Origin of the sequence: Devosia sp., from assembly GCF_025809055.1 — a bacterium.
Lineage (GTDB): Bacteria > Pseudomonadota > Alphaproteobacteria > Rhizobiales > Devosiaceae > Devosia.
Map to the genome: position 1 here is coordinate 2,804,394 of NZ_CP075529.1, position 12,501 is coordinate 2,816,894.

Annotated in this window: 15 protein-coding genes; 4 read left to right on the forward strand and 11 right to left on the reverse strand. The window is 64.6% G+C overall.

Annotated features, from left to right (window positions below):
• Nucleotides 1–125: 125 nt before the first annotated feature.
• Nucleotides 126–1,784 carry an MBL fold metallo-hydrolase gene (locus KIT02_RS13760; RefSeq protein ID WP_297578612.1) on the reverse strand — a complete coding sequence of 553 codons (1,659 nt, stop codon included), beginning with the start codon at nt 1,782–1,784 and terminating at the stop codon, nt 126–128.
• A 125-nt stretch (nt 1,785–1,909) separates the two neighbouring features.
• On the opposite strand from KIT02_RS13760, the gene KIT02_RS13765 reads away from it, so the two are divergent.
• Nucleotides 1,910–2,260 (forward strand): DUF1428 domain-containing protein, encoded by a 351-nt coding sequence (locus KIT02_RS13765; protein ID WP_297578614.1) that lies wholly within the window; start codon nt 1,910–1,912, stop codon nt 2,258–2,260.
• A gap of 183 nt (nt 2,261–2,443) precedes the next feature.
• Here the strand turns inward: KIT02_RS13765 and KIT02_RS13770 are convergent, their stop codons facing one another.
• Together KIT02_RS13770 and KIT02_RS13775 are read right to left on the reverse strand one after the other, a co-directional pair.
• Nucleotides 2,444–2,995, reverse strand: coding sequence for an ActR/PrrA/RegA family redox response regulator transcription factor (locus tag KIT02_RS13770; RefSeq protein WP_297578616.1), 552 nt, complete (start codon nt 2,993–2,995; stop codon nt 2,444–2,446).
• A gap of 27 nt (nt 2,996–3,022) precedes the next feature.
• The gene (locus KIT02_RS13775; protein ID WP_297578618.1) at nt 3,023–4,357 is read right to left on the reverse strand and encodes an ActS/PrrB/RegB family redox-sensitive histidine kinase; all 1,335 of its coding nucleotides are present in this window, start codon (nt 4,355–4,357) and stop codon (nt 3,023–3,025) included.
• 191 nt (nt 4,358–4,548) lie between these two features.
• On the opposite strand from KIT02_RS13775, the gene KIT02_RS13780 reads away from it, so the two are divergent.
• Nucleotides 4,549–5,004 (forward strand): DUF2852 domain-containing protein, encoded by a 456-nt coding sequence (locus tag KIT02_RS13780; RefSeq protein WP_297578620.1) that lies wholly within the window; start codon nt 4,549–4,551, stop codon nt 5,002–5,004.
• 95 nt (nt 5,005–5,099) lie between these two features.
• Here KIT02_RS13780 and KIT02_RS13785 read toward each other — a convergent pair whose 3' ends face one another.
• On the reverse strand, nt 5,100–5,813 hold the full coding sequence (locus tag KIT02_RS13785) for an alpha/beta hydrolase (protein ID WP_297585308.1): 714 nt from the start codon (nt 5,811–5,813) through the stop codon (nt 5,100–5,102).
• A gap of 245 nt (nt 5,814–6,058) precedes the next feature.
• On the opposite strand from KIT02_RS13785, the gene infC reads away from it, so the two are divergent.
• Nucleotides 6,059–6,595 (forward strand): translation initiation factor IF-3, encoded by a 537-nt coding sequence (gene infC, locus KIT02_RS13790; RefSeq protein ID WP_297585310.1) that lies wholly within the window; start codon nt 6,059–6,061, stop codon nt 6,593–6,595.
• Between the two features lie 188 nt (nt 6,596–6,783).
• Entirely contained in the window at nt 6,784–7,701 is a 918-nt protein-coding gene (locus tag KIT02_RS13795) for an iron-siderophore ABC transporter substrate-binding protein (RefSeq protein ID WP_297578622.1), read from the forward strand.
• Between the two features lie 46 nt (nt 7,702–7,747).
• Here the strand turns inward: KIT02_RS13795 and KIT02_RS13800 are convergent, their stop codons facing one another.
• Genes KIT02_RS13800 through KIT02_RS13830 form a run of 7 tightly spaced genes read right to left on the reverse strand, consistent with a single transcriptional unit; the run spans nt 7,748 to nt 12,500 of the window.
• Entirely contained in the window at nt 7,748–8,206 is a 459-nt protein-coding gene (locus tag KIT02_RS13800) for a gamma-glutamylcyclotransferase family protein (protein ID WP_297578624.1), read from the reverse strand.
• Between the two features lie 17 nt (nt 8,207–8,223).
• Nucleotides 8,224–8,577 (reverse strand): hypothetical protein, encoded by a 354-nt coding sequence (locus KIT02_RS13805; RefSeq protein ID WP_297578626.1) that lies wholly within the window; start codon nt 8,575–8,577, stop codon nt 8,224–8,226.
• Between the two features lie 53 nt (nt 8,578–8,630).
• Entirely contained in the window at nt 8,631–9,926 is a 1,296-nt protein-coding gene (locus KIT02_RS13810; protein ID WP_297578629.1) for a flavin-dependent oxidoreductase, read from the reverse strand.
• Nucleotides 9,927–9,957: 31 nt separating this feature from the next.
• Nucleotides 9,958–10,425 carry a DUF3237 domain-containing protein gene (locus tag KIT02_RS13815; protein WP_297578632.1) on the reverse strand — a complete coding sequence of 156 codons (468 nt, stop codon included), beginning with the start codon at nt 10,423–10,425 and terminating at the stop codon, nt 9,958–9,960.
• A gap of 43 nt (nt 10,426–10,468) precedes the next feature.
• Nucleotides 10,469–11,365: a ribokinase gene (locus tag KIT02_RS13820; protein ID WP_297578635.1), complete on the reverse strand. Its 897-nt coding sequence runs from the start codon at nt 11,363–11,365 to the stop codon at nt 10,469–10,471.
• Entirely contained in the window at nt 11,362–11,901 is a 540-nt protein-coding gene (locus KIT02_RS13825) for a DUF1697 domain-containing protein (RefSeq protein WP_297578638.1), read from the reverse strand. Before KIT02_RS13825 ends, KIT02_RS13820 begins: the two co-directional genes overlap by 4 nt.
• Nucleotides 11,901–12,500, reverse strand: coding sequence for a YdeI/OmpD-associated family protein (locus tag KIT02_RS13830; protein ID WP_297578640.1), 600 nt, complete (start codon nt 12,498–12,500; stop codon nt 11,901–11,903). The genes KIT02_RS13825 and KIT02_RS13830 overlap by 1 nt, the downstream gene beginning before the upstream one ends.
• Between the last annotated feature and the right edge of the window lies 1 nt (nt 12,501).

Here is a 12,501-nt window from a genome sequence, read left to right on the forward strand (position 1 = left end):
GCGTTTGCAGCGCCAAGCTTTGCTTGCCTCCCCCGTGAAGGGGGAGGTGAAGGAAGAGGTGCGACCGGAGACACCCTCACGCGTCTCGCACAGGGAGAGCGGGACGCGACGGGCGGCGACCTGGCCTACTCGTCATAGGCCTTGGATTCGACCGGGGTGACCGGGGTGGGCACGGCCGGGGGACTGGGCTCGGCGCCGAGGGCGGAGAGTTTCTGCTGCAGCGCGACCATCATGGCCAGTTTCTGGTCGTCGGGCAGATCATGCAGGCGCTGGCTGAGGCGAATGGTGAAATCGGAAAAGGCATTGTGCCAGTCCGAGGGCATCTGCTTTGGATCGACGCGCCGGATGGCCGGGGCCTTGACCGCGCCGATCCCGGCGGTGGTCAACTCGAAATAGTCGTCGAGCTGGGGCAGGATCACCTGGTCGCCGCCGAGCTTATTGGCAGCGGTAAGCGCGGCGCGCAGGGCCTGGCGCTCCTCGTCTTCGCCATGGGTGAGGAACAGGGCGCCATGCGCGGGCAGGCGGGCGGCGATCCAGTCCATCAATTCGGAATGGTCGGCATGGGCGGAGTAATTGCCCATGGATCGTACGGCCGCCCGCACCGGTATCTGCGTGCCGTGAATCCGCACTTCCTTGGCGCCCGAGAGGATGATCTGGCCGAGCGTGCCCGGGGCCTGATAGCCGACGAACAGCACCGTCGCATTGGAGCGGATGAGATTGTTGCGCAGGTGGTGCTTGATGCGGCCGGCATCGGCCATGCCGGAGGCCGACATGATGATGGCGCCGCCCTTGATGGCGTTGAGGGCCTTGCTGTCCTCCACCGCCTCGATGATCCGGAACCGCTCGTCGTTGAACAGTTCGTCTGCGGAAAGCTCGGTGTCCTCGAACATCTTGGAATATTTGCGATAGACGCCGGTCACCTTGCTGGCGAGGGGGCTATCAAGCACGACGAGGCGCGGATCGATCTCCCCCTGCTTGATTAGCAGGCCAATGTCATGCAGCAGTTCCTGGCTGCGCTCGACGGCAAAGGCGGGAATGACGAGATTGCCGCCACGGCTCATGGCCAGGTTGATCTCGGCCTTCAGCGCCTCGCGGCGCTGGACCAGGGTATAGTCCTCGCGGTCGCGGCCGCCATAGGTGCTTTCGCAGAGGATATAGTCGAAGCCGGCCGGGCCTTCGGGCTCGGCGTAAAACACCTTTTCGTCCGGACCGATATCGCCTGAGAACATCAGGCGCACCGGCTTGCCCTGGCCGTCGCTCACCTCGACCTCGATGGAGGCAGAGCCGATGATGTGGCCGGCATTCCAATAGCGGGCCCGCACGCCCGGACCCGGCTCGAACCATTGGTCATACTGGCAGTGCTGGCGGTGCTTGAGGGCTTCCTCGGCATCTTCCATGCGATAGAGAGGCTGCGCCGGCTCCTCCCCGCGCCGCGCCCGTTTTTTGGTTTCGCGCTCGGCTTCGCTTTCCTGGATACCGGCCCCGTCGGGCAGCAGATACTCGAGCAGGCCGGCCGTCGGGGCCGTCATCCACATCGGTCCGCGCCAGCCCTCGGCATAGAGCTTGGGCAACAGGCCCGCATGATCGATATGGGCATGGGTGAGCAGCAGGAAGTCGATGGATTTGGGGTCGAAGGGGGTGGGCTTGAGGTTGAGATCGCGAACGCTCTTGTTGCCCTGGAACAGGCCGCAATCGACGAGGAACTGGCCGCCGGGATGCACGATCCGGTAGCACGAGCCGGTGACCGTGCCGGCTGCGCCATGGAAGTGAAGGGTGACAGTCATGGCAGGCTCCTCGTTATTTTCGTTTTGGGTGTCGAGGTTAGCGCCACTCAAACGTCAAAGTCGAGGCAGGCATGGCATCCCTTTCGTGCCGCGCCCGTTCAGGAATCAAAACAAGGAGAAAACCCGTGAGCTATATCGATGGATTTGTCGCCGCCGTCCCCAGGGCCAACAAGCAGCTCTATATCGAGCATTCCCGCGCCGCGGCCGACAAGCTCAAGGCCTGGGGTGCCACGCGGGTGGTGGAGAACTGGGGCGACGACGTGCCCAGGGGCGAGGTCAATGATTTCTTCGGGGCGGTGAAGGCCAAGGACGATGAGGTCGTGGTCTTTTCCTGGATCGAATATCCCGACAAGGCGACGCGTGACCGGGTCGTGGCCAAGATGATGTCGCCCGAGGAAATGTCGGGCGTGCCGGACATGCCATTCGATGGTGCGCGGATGATCTTCGGCGGGTTCGAAACGCTGTTCGCGGTATAGGGCTGGCGCCGGACGCCGGGCCGGAAGGTGGGTTCAAACAGATGCTGCCCTCGTGCTTGACCCGAGGGCCAGACACGTCTGTGCACCACTGATAGTGGCCCTCGGATCAAGTCCGAGGGCAGCACGGAGGGCTGGGCGAGCGACGGGCCGCTACGCGCATGGCGTGGCCGGGCGCGATTGGACTTACCGAGGCGCCCGTTTGGCGAGGATGCGCTGCAGGGTGCGGCGGTGCATGTTGAGGCGGCGCGCGGTCTCCGAGACATTGCGGTCGCACAATTCATAGACGCGCTGGATATGCTCCCAGCGCACCCGGTCGGCGGACATGGGGTTTTCCGGCGGCTCGGGCTTGTCTTCGCCGGTGGCGAGCAGGGCGTTGATGACATCGTCGGCATCTGCCGGCTTGGAGAGATAGTCCATGGCGCCCAGCTTCACCGCCGTCACCGCAGTGGCGATATTGCCGTAGCCGGTAAGGACCACGGCGCGGGCATCGGCCCGCTTCTGGTGCAGGGCGGAAACCACGTCGAGGCCATTGCCATCCTCGAGGCGCAGATCGACCACCGCATAGGCCGGCGGACGCTCGGCAACGGCGGCAAGGCCGGCGGCTACGGTGCCGGCGACGCGCACCTCAAAACCCCGTCGCGCCATGGCGCGCTCAAGGCGGCTCAGAAAGGCCGCATCATCATCGACCAGCAGAAGGCTCGGGTCGGCAGCCAGGAGATCTTCGATCGTGTTCATGGCTCTTCCAATAATCCTTTGCCTTTCCTACGTCAAAACCGCACTGGTGGATTGGTCGGGCATTGTGTCGCGCGGCCAGACGATCATCACCCTGGCATGCCCGCCGGCCTCGGCATTGTCGAAGCGCAGGCGCGCCCCGGTGCGCTCGAGCAGGGTCTTGGCGATGAACACGCCAAGACCCAGCCCGCCCGGCTGGTGCGCATCGCTGCCGGCCGGATCGCGGGGCCTGGTGGTGAGATAAGGCTCGCCCAGCCGCGAAATCAGCTCGGAGGCAAAGCCGGGGCCGTCATCGGTGATGCTGACGCTGATCGCCTCCTGGTCCCAGGCGGTTTCGACCCGCACGGTCTGTTTGGCGAAATGGGTGGCATTCTCGATGAGATTGCCCAGCCCGTAGAGCAGGCCGACACTGCGCGGAAACACCGGCACGGCGCCCGCGGCCTTTTCGGAATAGAACAGGATGACCTTGCCGCGCCCCTCATGGGGCCGCGCCACTTCGTCGAGAATGTCGGTGATCGGCGCGGCGGCAAAGAGATCGGCCGGCTCGCTGCCCAGATTGCGCAGTTTGGCCAGGATCGCCCGGCAGCGCGCCGACTGGGCGATGATGAGCTCGACATCCTCGGCCATCTGGCTGCCCTCTTCGACCTCGGCGCGCATTTCCTTGGCGGCGAGGGCGATGGTGGAGAGCGGCGTGCCCAATTCATGGGCGGCAGCAGCGGCCAGCCCGTCGAGCGCCGAAAGCTGCTCGCGCCGGGCCAGGGCCAGCTCAGTGGCGGCCAGGGCATCGGCGATCTGACGGGAATCGTGGGCCACCCGATTGGTATAGGCGGAGATGAACACCACCCCGCAGATGATCGATACCCAGATGCCGATGACATAGATGCGGTTGAAGACGATCCGCTCGGCCGGGTCCCAGGGCAGGGGCAGGTGAACCACCGCCAGCACCGAGGCGAGGGTGCAGGCAAGCAGGGCGATGAGGAAGGTCTGGCGCTGCGGCAGGGTGGTGGCGGACACCGAGACCGGCGCCAGCAGCAGCAGCGAGAACGGATTTTCCAGCCCCCCGGTCAGGGCCAGCAATCCACCCAATTGGCAAAGGTCGAAGGCCAGCTGCGCGGCGGCAAAGCGGGAGGAGAGGCGCAGATTGGCCCCGAACCGCAGCACCAGCCCGACATTGAGCGCCGCCGACAGCCCGATCAGCGCCAGGCATTCGACCAGGGGCAGGGGAAACCCGAGGCCCAATTGCACGAAGAGGACACCGATGGTCTGCCCGATCACCGCCAGCCAGCGCAGCACCAAGAGGGTCTGCAGGCGCAATGGGCGCCAGCTCTGCGGCAAGGGCAGGGTCGGGGCGGTGTCATCGCTCATGCCGGGATCCAGGTCAAAAAGGGCAGGTCTCGGGCCTTCGATAGCACCTTTTGGGGGCATTTGGGCCGGTAATCGCCCTCGCCATAGGAAAGCGATGTCGCCATTTCAAGCGGAAAAATCGACAGGCACATGCTTGATCCTGCCCCGCGCAAAACCACCTATTGGTCATCGTGACTGGGAGACGAAATGACATGACAACCGCAATTATCAAACCACACTGGTCCCCGTTGACCATCGCCCTGATGGTTCTGGGCTTCGTGATTTTCTGGCCGCTGGGCCTGGCCGTCCTGGCCTACATCATCTGGGGCGAGAAATTCGGCGGCTCCGCCGAAAAGGCCCAGGCCTACTGGAACAAGGGATGCAGCTACGTGAAATCCAATTCGAAAAGCCACGGCTTCGGCCGCACCGGTTTCGCCTCTTCGGGCAATGCCGCCTTCGACGACTACCGCACCGAGCAGATGCGTCGCCTCGATGAGGAACGCGCCCGCCTCGACGCCGAGGTCGATGCCTTCCACGAGTACATGGCCAATCTGCGTAAGGCCAAGGATCGTGAGGAGTTCGATCGCTTCATGAACGAGCACCGCGGCTCCCGCCAGGGATTTGGCGAAAACAAATCCGGTGACTGGGGCAACCAGAACAACGGTTAGCCCGTTACTTATCCGACTTCCCGACCTCCTGAAGTCCGTTACCCCAACGGCAAAACTCAAGCGCCCCGAACGGGGCGCTTTTTTCTTTGGCTTGATCAGGGCCGGGCGCCAGGTAGGGCAAGGGCGAGAACGGCGCGTTCCAGCAGGGCCAGATCCTGAGGGCGGCTCAGCCGGTGATCGCCATCGGGGACCAGCGTATAGGTCACCGGATCGTGCAGGATATGGCTCAGCAAGGCCCGGCTATGGGCCGCCGGCACATCGCTGTCCTCTGCCCCCTGCAGGATGTGAACCGGGCAGCCGGTTTCGATGACGCCGCTCATGAGCAGGTGTGTGGCGCCGTCGTCGAGCAGAGCCCGCGTGTAGCGATAGGGCCCGTCGGCATAGGCACTGGGCGTCTCGAACCAGCCCTTGTGGTCGAGATCGCGCTGCTGGTCGGGGCTGATGCGGCGCGGGATCAAGGCGGCCGTGGCGTCCACGGCCGGGGCGATGAGGACGAGGCCCGCCAGTGGCCGGCCCAGTGCCAGTTGGCGACGCGCCAAAAGCAGGGCGATCCAGCCGCCCATGGACGAGCCGCAAACAACTTGCGGCCCCTCGGTCAGCGCCAGGACGGCCGCCGCCTCTTCTAGCCAACGACTGATCGTGCCATGCTCGAAGGCGCCGCCCGACAGTCCGTGTCCGGAATAATCGAAACGGGTGACGGCCAGGCCTTGCGCTGCGCCCAGCGCATCGAGATGGCTGGCCTTGCTCCCCGCCATGACCGAGCGGAAGCCGTTGAGCCAGAACAGGCCCGGCGCAGAACCCGCTCGCATGCGCACCGCAATGGGGCGGGCCGCCGCCCCGGCGCCCACCACGATATCGGCCTGTTTTTCACTCGACACGCGCGCCTCCGGTGGAACCCCCGCCGCCCCGGGGCCTTTTATCTGGGTGGGCTGTTCGTTTCCTGGCTGCAACAGGCGCAATTTAGCGTGGTCGCGCCAGTTGACTTTGGCAGCGGCTACCACGATTTTAAGGCCGAATTCACCCCCTGGCACCAATAGCACAAGGAAAGTTTGCCATTCGCCGTCCCATGAGACCCGTTGCGCCCCAGAAGGATGGGCCGCTTGCCAACGAGGATATCACCAGCCCCGACGTCCAGCTTATCGATGCCGAAGGTGAAAACCGCGGCATTGTCCGCACCCGCGAGGCTCTTGCCGAGGCGCAGGAAGCCGGGCTTGACCTGGTGCTGATCGCCGCCAATTCGAACCCGCCCGTCGCCAAGATGCTCGATCTCGGCCGGTTCAAATATGCTGCCCAGAAGAAGGCGGCCGAAGCGCGCAAGAAGCAGAAGGTCATCGAGGTCAAGGAAGTCCAGATGCGTCCGAATATCGATACGCATGACTACGAGACCAAGATGAAGGCCGTGCAGCGTTTCCTGGGCGAGGGCGACCGCGTGAAGGTGACGATGCGCTTCCGTGGCCGCGAAATGGCGCACCAGGACCTTGGCATGCAATTGCTGATCAAGGTCAAGGATCAGACCGAGGCCATTGCCAAGGTGGAAAGCCAGCCGCGCTCGGAAGGCCGGCAGATGGTCATGGTGCTGGCGCCCAAATAAGGCAGCCGGCATGTCGGATATTGGAAAGCGGGCCCTCGGGTCCGCTTTTTTGTTGGCGGAGGTATGGCTTTGCGGCGGTGCTGACTGGCGGGCCTGACCCCGGGGCGGCATCAGCGCCGCTGCTTGACATCGGGCGTGCCCGGGCGCAATTAAAAGATGACTGCTAGTGTCATATAATGGAAATTCCGATGATTACCCGCCGCCTTCTCGTCCTTGCCGGTCTGCCCCTGCTGCTGGCCCTTTCTGGCCCTGTCATGGCACGAGACATCACCCATATCATGGGTGTTACCAGCGTCCCGGACGCGCCCTTGCGCGTGGTTGCGCTGACCAATGAAGCAACGGAAGACCTCCTGGCGCTGGGTATCACCCCGGTGGGCGCGGTGCGCTCGGCCAATGCCGATCCCTGGTTCGACCATGTCGCCGCCGCGCTCTCCGAGACGATCCTGGTGGGAGAGGAACTGGCACCCAATCTCGAAGTGATCCTGTCCCTTGAGCCCGATCTCATCCTTGGCAACAAGAAGCGGCACGAGGCCATTTATGGTCAGTTGTCCGCCATTGCGCCAACGGTCTATGTCGAAAACGTCACCGGCCAGTGGCGCAACAATTTCGCCTTCTATGCCGAAACCGTGGGCCAGGCCGACGCCGCAGCGGCAGCATTGGACGCCTATGAGGGCCGCCTTGAGGCCATCAAGGCCGAACTGGGTGACCGCCTCGCCGAGACGGTTAGCCTCGTGCGATTCATTGCCGGGCAGAACTATGCCTACAACAATGACAGCTTTTCCGGCTCCATCCTCCGCGATATCGGGTTCGCTCGCCCCGCGGCCCAGGACAAGCCCGGGCTGGCCGAGCCGATCACGCTGGAGCGCATCCCTGAACTCGATGCCGATCACCTGCTGCATTTCAGCTACGAGACCGGCGATGGTGGTGCCACCAAGGAGGCCGAAACCTGGATGGCTTCCCCGCTGTGGCAGAGCCTTGAGGCGGTGCAATCCGGGCATGTCCATGCCGTGTCGGACACGGTCTGGGCCACGGCCGGCGGGATCATGGCGGCGAACCTGGCCCTCGATGATATTGAAGCCATTTTCGGACTGGCGCCGACGCGCTGATCGGCTGTCCAGAAACAAGGTCAGGCGGTCCGATGGGTCGCCTGACTCAGCCCGAGGCCAGCCGCTCCAGCAGGAGGCGGTAGTCTTCCGGCAGGCCATGATGGCGGGCGCCCTCTTGCAGGTGCCGCAGATACGCGGCGCTGGGTGAATGGACGCCATCCTGCGGGTTGGCCAGATAGGTGTGGACACGCGTCGGCACGTTGGCCATCAGCACGTCGATCTCGAGCCGGTTGTAGCTATTGAGCGCCGGGGCCCTGTCTGGCCGGTAGTCTTCATTGCCGTCCAGCCGCACAAAATCGCTCTCGGTCATGCGGTAAACCACGCCCCAGAGATTTCGCGCCGGGTCTGCCTCATAGGAGGCCGCGCCGCATTTGCGGGCGATGGAATATCGCGGGAAGCACAGGCCATGGCCCTGCAGCATGCCGATGCCGGCAAAGGCGGAGCCCGGGCACCGCTCGCGCATCTGCACCGGGTCCATATTGGAGCCATAGGCAAAATAGAGCATTGCGGTAATTCCGCGGGTTAGAGCGCCGGGCCGACCAGAAAGGGCATGATGTCGATGCCGTCGCCGGGGAAGGTGCCGATATGGGGGTGATCGGAAAACAGGGCCGCAGCGGCCTCGGCCGTTTCGGCTTCCACGATGAGATAGCCGCAGAAATCGTTGGTGGCCGGGGCAATCGTGCCATCGCGGGTGATGCGCGTGGTCTTGCCCACCATGCCACCGTGATTGACGATGGCGGTGGCGTGCCGCTTGTCCCATTCCTCCCATTCGGGCAGGCCCTTTGCATCCACGGCGTCCTGCTCGGCCTTGGGCATGGCGCGGAATTTCGCGAGGTCTTCGCGCTTCATCGTATAGACGGCCAGAAAATGCGGCATGACGGGTCCTCCTCGGCTCCGAGTCTATGCCTGTCCGGCCGGACTGTCACCGCTCAGGCGCGTTCGGACTGGCGAACCCTGGCACCTATGGGAATGGTCGGGGCGGCTGCATTGAGCTGATCCACGGCAAAGCCCGCCGCCGTCTTGTAGCGCGCCATGAAGGCGCTGCGCTCGGCCGCCGGGATGACCGTGTCGATATCGTCAAAGACGCCGCCGCAGCGGTCGTCGACGATGTTGAGCAGCCCAAACGGTCCGGCGCTGCGATTGCGCAGGATGACCTCGGAAATCGGACCGCAGAGCCTTTGGTCATAGGCGGCGAGGGCCGCCTCGGTGGCGCCGTGATCCAGCATGGCTGCGCCCAGCACACGGGCATCGACAATGGCCTGACTCGCGCCATTGGAGCCGGTCGGATACATGGCATGCGCCGCATCGCCCAGGAGCACGACCGGCCCGTCGTGCCAGGTGCCGATGGGGTCGCGGTCGATCATCGGATTTTCATAGGCGATATCGGCGCGTCCGATGAGATCGGCGACATCCAGCCAGTCATAGTGCCAGTCGGCGAAATGCGCGATGAAGTCCTTGACGTTGACCGGGCGGAACCAGCCCGCCTGCTGCCAGCCTTCCGAGCTGTCGACGGTGCGTTCGGCGATCCAGTTGATGGTGGCAAGGCCCGTATCCGGATCGGCTGGCGAGATGGGGTAGAAGACAAGCCGGTGGCGATGTGTGCCCAGGCCCACAAAGGACGACCCGGTGCGGATCGGCCGCGCCTTGGTGGTGCCCCGCCACATGATCGCGCCACCCCAGTTGATCGGCGGCTGATCGGGATGCATGCGGGCGCGAACCGCCGAATGGATACCGTCGGCGGCAATGAGCAGGGAGGCATCGTGGGTAAGCGTGGTGCCATCGGCGCGCTGGATGTCGACGCGAACGCCGTCGCCGCTTTTGGTGTAGCCGGTGACCCGATGGCCCGGCACGACGCAGTCGCTGCCGGCCCTCTCGATCAGCTTGTGATAGAGCAGCATCTGCAGCTTGCCGCGATGCATGGAATATTGCGGCCATTTGTAGCCGGCGAGCACGCCCCTGGGCTCGGAATAGATGTCATTGCCATTGAGCCCGACCAGGGCCCATTCCCTGGACGGGACCCCGATGGTGTCGAGATCCTCCGGCCCGATGCCGAGGTCGAAGAGCTCGCGCACCGCATTGGGCTGCAGGTTGATGCCGACGCCCAGCGGCGCCAGCCGGGAGGCGGATTCGAAAATGGTGAAGGGCACGCCGATCTGGTGCAGGGTGAGGCCCATGGCAAGGCCACCAATGCCGCCTCCGGCTATCACGACGCCCTGACTGTTCACGCGCATTCCCCCAGGAAGTGATGTTTGGCCGTCATGATACGGCGTAGAGATCGATCCGCACGGCCGTGGCGAGGCGCGCACCGGTACCGACGAAAATCGTCTGGTTGACCCAGGCGTAATCCTTGTGCCCGGTTTCGAGCCGGGCGGTGGTACGCATGTAATAGCTCTCCGGCGGGCAATCCTCGCCAGCGGCCAGCCTGGCGATGACCTCTGCCGGTCCATGCCGGACGCCCAGATTGCGGATTTCGATCAAGGCGCCGTCATCGGTCTCAAAGGCATAGCGGGCGTCGAGTTCGGCGGTGCTGTCATCGACGATGGTCTGCCAGTCGGCGCCGAGGTCAACAATGGTTCCGGAGATGCCAGGCCCTTCGACGCGGCCGCCCTTGATCGGAATGATACGACGCGTGCCGCTGCCGACGGCGCCCACGGCGAGCGGCTTGGACAGGGCAACATCGAGCGTGCAGAAATAGCGCAGACCCGGCATGGGCAGTGTCGGCATTGTGTCGTTCCCTGTCACTTCTGTTCGGCCTCGCCGATGCGGCTCAATGGCCGGCAATGGCGTCCACATCGGCCTTGAGCGGAATGGCCGGCTGGGCGCCGGGCTTGAGGCAGGCCAGGCTCCCCGCGACGGCAGCGCGGCGCAGGGCGGTTTCGAGACTATGCCCGGCGTCGAGCCCCGCGGCGAGAAAGCCGCAAAAGGTGTCGCCGGCCCCCACCGTATCCACTGGAATGACGCGGTGGGCGGCAACCGAAATGGGACCATCGGGCGTGCGGGCCCGGGCGCCATCCGGGCCCAAGGTCACCACAATGGTGCGGCCGGTGCGGTTGACCCAATCCTGCATGGCCGCGTCGAGCTGCTCGATCGGCCGGCCGGTCAGAAGCGAAAACTCGGTTTCATTGGCAACGACGATATCGGCCAATGGCGCGAGCTTACCGGTATCGGGCAGGAAGGGCGCGGTGTTGAGCACCGAGCGGGCCCCCTTCTCGCGGGCGATTTCGAGGGCGCGCCGGGTCGCGGCCTGCGGCACTTCCTGCTGGACCAGCAGGGTATCATTGGCGAAAAGGTCACCAAGCCCCCGCTCGGCATCCTCGGCACTGACGGTGCCATTGGCGCCCGGCAGGATGGCGATGACATTCTCGCCCTTGGCATCGACAAAGATCATGGCAATGCCGGTGGCCGTCCCGGCCTTGCGCATCCGGCTGAGATCGACGCCACCCTTGTCGAGCAGGTCGAGCGCCAGGCCGGCGAAGGCATCCTCGCCCACGGCCGAAACGTGAAGCACATCGGCACCGGCCCGGCGCGCGGCCAGCGCCTGATTGGCGCCCTTGCCGCCCGGGGCCATGGAGAAACTGCCCCCGGCCACGGTTTCGCCGGGCTTGGGCAGGCGGGTGACGGTGCCGATCTGATCGAGATTGGTGGAGCCGAATACGGTGATCATTTGAGAATCTTCTCTATCGTGTTCCAGTTGCGCATGGTGTCGAGCCCACCCTTGCCCAGGCGGGCATACAGGGGCTTGAGCACGTCCTCGACATTCTCGGTATAGCGCCCATTGGCCTGGCGGTAGCAGGCGAGATAGATTTCGCGCGCATCCACCCGCAGGATTTCCGTATCGCCCTTGCGGCTGTCAATGGAAATGCCCTTGGGCAAGGGCTTGTCGAACATCAGCACGTGCCGGGTGAGGTCGGCCTTGGGGTCGAGATCGCCGAATGGGTGCTTGTCGAGCATGGCCTGCATCTGCGCGGCAGAGCGCAGCACCACGCCGACGTCAAACCCGAACCGGGCGGCAATGGCCTTTTCGATGGCTGCCTGCACCGCCTCGGCAGAGCCTTCTGCGGCAAGGCGCACATTGCCGCTGGCCAGCACGGTCTTGACCTCGGTGCATCCGGCCTCCTCAAGGCAGGCCCGGAGTTCGGCCATCTGCATCCGCCGGTTGCCCAGATTGATCCCCCGGAGAAAAGCGCCCCAGACCGCCATCACTTCGGCTCCAGCTTTTGCGGATAGATGGTTTCCCCGCGCGCCAGCATTTCGACAAAGGTCTCGATCTTGCGGGCCCGGGCCGCGGCGGTCTTGAGGCTGGTGACGCGGAAGGTAAGGGCAAACCGGTTCTGGGCGGTGAGCTGGTCATAAAGACCTTGTGCGGCCGGATTTGCGGCAATGGCGGCAAGCAGGTCCGGCGGAGCCTCCTGGGTGGTCTTGTAGGCGGCGTCCCAGCGGCCATCTTCCTTGGCGGCGCGGACATGGATGAGACCATGTTCGGTCATCAGGCCCGCCTCTGTGAGACGCGCGACATTGTCCCTGTTGATCTGGCTCCACACCGATTTGGGCCGGCGTGGGCAATAGCGCTGCACGAAGGAGATATCGTCCCAGCTTTTCTTGATGGCATCGATCCAGCCCCAGCACAGGACCGCCTCGATCGCCTCGACCGGAGTGATGGTGGGGCGGCCGCTGGCCTTCTTGAAAATGCGGATCCAGGCCTCGTCGGCGCTGTCGTGGTGGATCGCGAGCCAGTCGTAGAAGGCCTGGAAATCGGCGAACTCGTAGAGCTTGTCCGTCGGAACGGTGACCGGAGCCACG

Coding starts and splice junctions, on each gene's coding strand:
- KIT02_RS13785 (WP_297585308.1), bottom strand. CDS start 5,813: ATGCGAGCGGGTTCTGCGCCGGGCCTGTTCTGGCTCAACGGCTTCCGC.
- KIT02_RS13805 (WP_297578626.1), bottom strand. CDS start 8,577: ATGCCGCATTTTCTGGCCGTCTATACGATGAAGCGCGAAGACCTCGCG.
- KIT02_RS13815 (WP_297578632.1), bottom strand. CDS start 10,425: ATGCCGACACTGCCCATGCCGGGTCTGCGCTATTTCTGCACGCTCGAT.
- KIT02_RS13775 (WP_297578618.1), bottom strand. CDS start 4,357: ATGAGCGATGACACCGCCCCGACCCTGCCCTTGCCGCAGAGCTGGCGC.
- KIT02_RS13760 (WP_297578612.1), bottom strand. CDS start 1,784: ATGACTGTCACCCTTCACTTCCATGGCGCAGCCGGCACGGTCACCGGC.
- KIT02_RS13780 (WP_297578620.1), top strand. CDS start 4,549: ATGACAACCGCAATTATCAAACCACACTGGTCCCCGTTGACCATCGCC.
- KIT02_RS13770 (WP_297578616.1), bottom strand. CDS start 2,995: ATGAACACGATCGAAGATCTCCTGGCTGCCGACCCGAGCCTTCTGCTG.
- KIT02_RS13820 (WP_297578635.1), bottom strand. CDS start 11,365: ATGATCACCGTATTCGGCTCCACCAATCTCGATCAGATCGGCACCGTC.
- KIT02_RS13825 (WP_297578638.1), bottom strand. CDS start 11,901: ATGGCGGTCTGGGGCGCTTTTCTCCGGGGGATCAATCTGGGCAACCGG.
- KIT02_RS13800 (WP_297578624.1), bottom strand. CDS start 8,206: ATGCTCTATTTTGCCTATGGCTCCAATATGGACCCGGTGCAGATGCGC.
- KIT02_RS13795 (WP_297578622.1), top strand. CDS start 6,784: ATGATTACCCGCCGCCTTCTCGTCCTTGCCGGTCTGCCCCTGCTGCTG.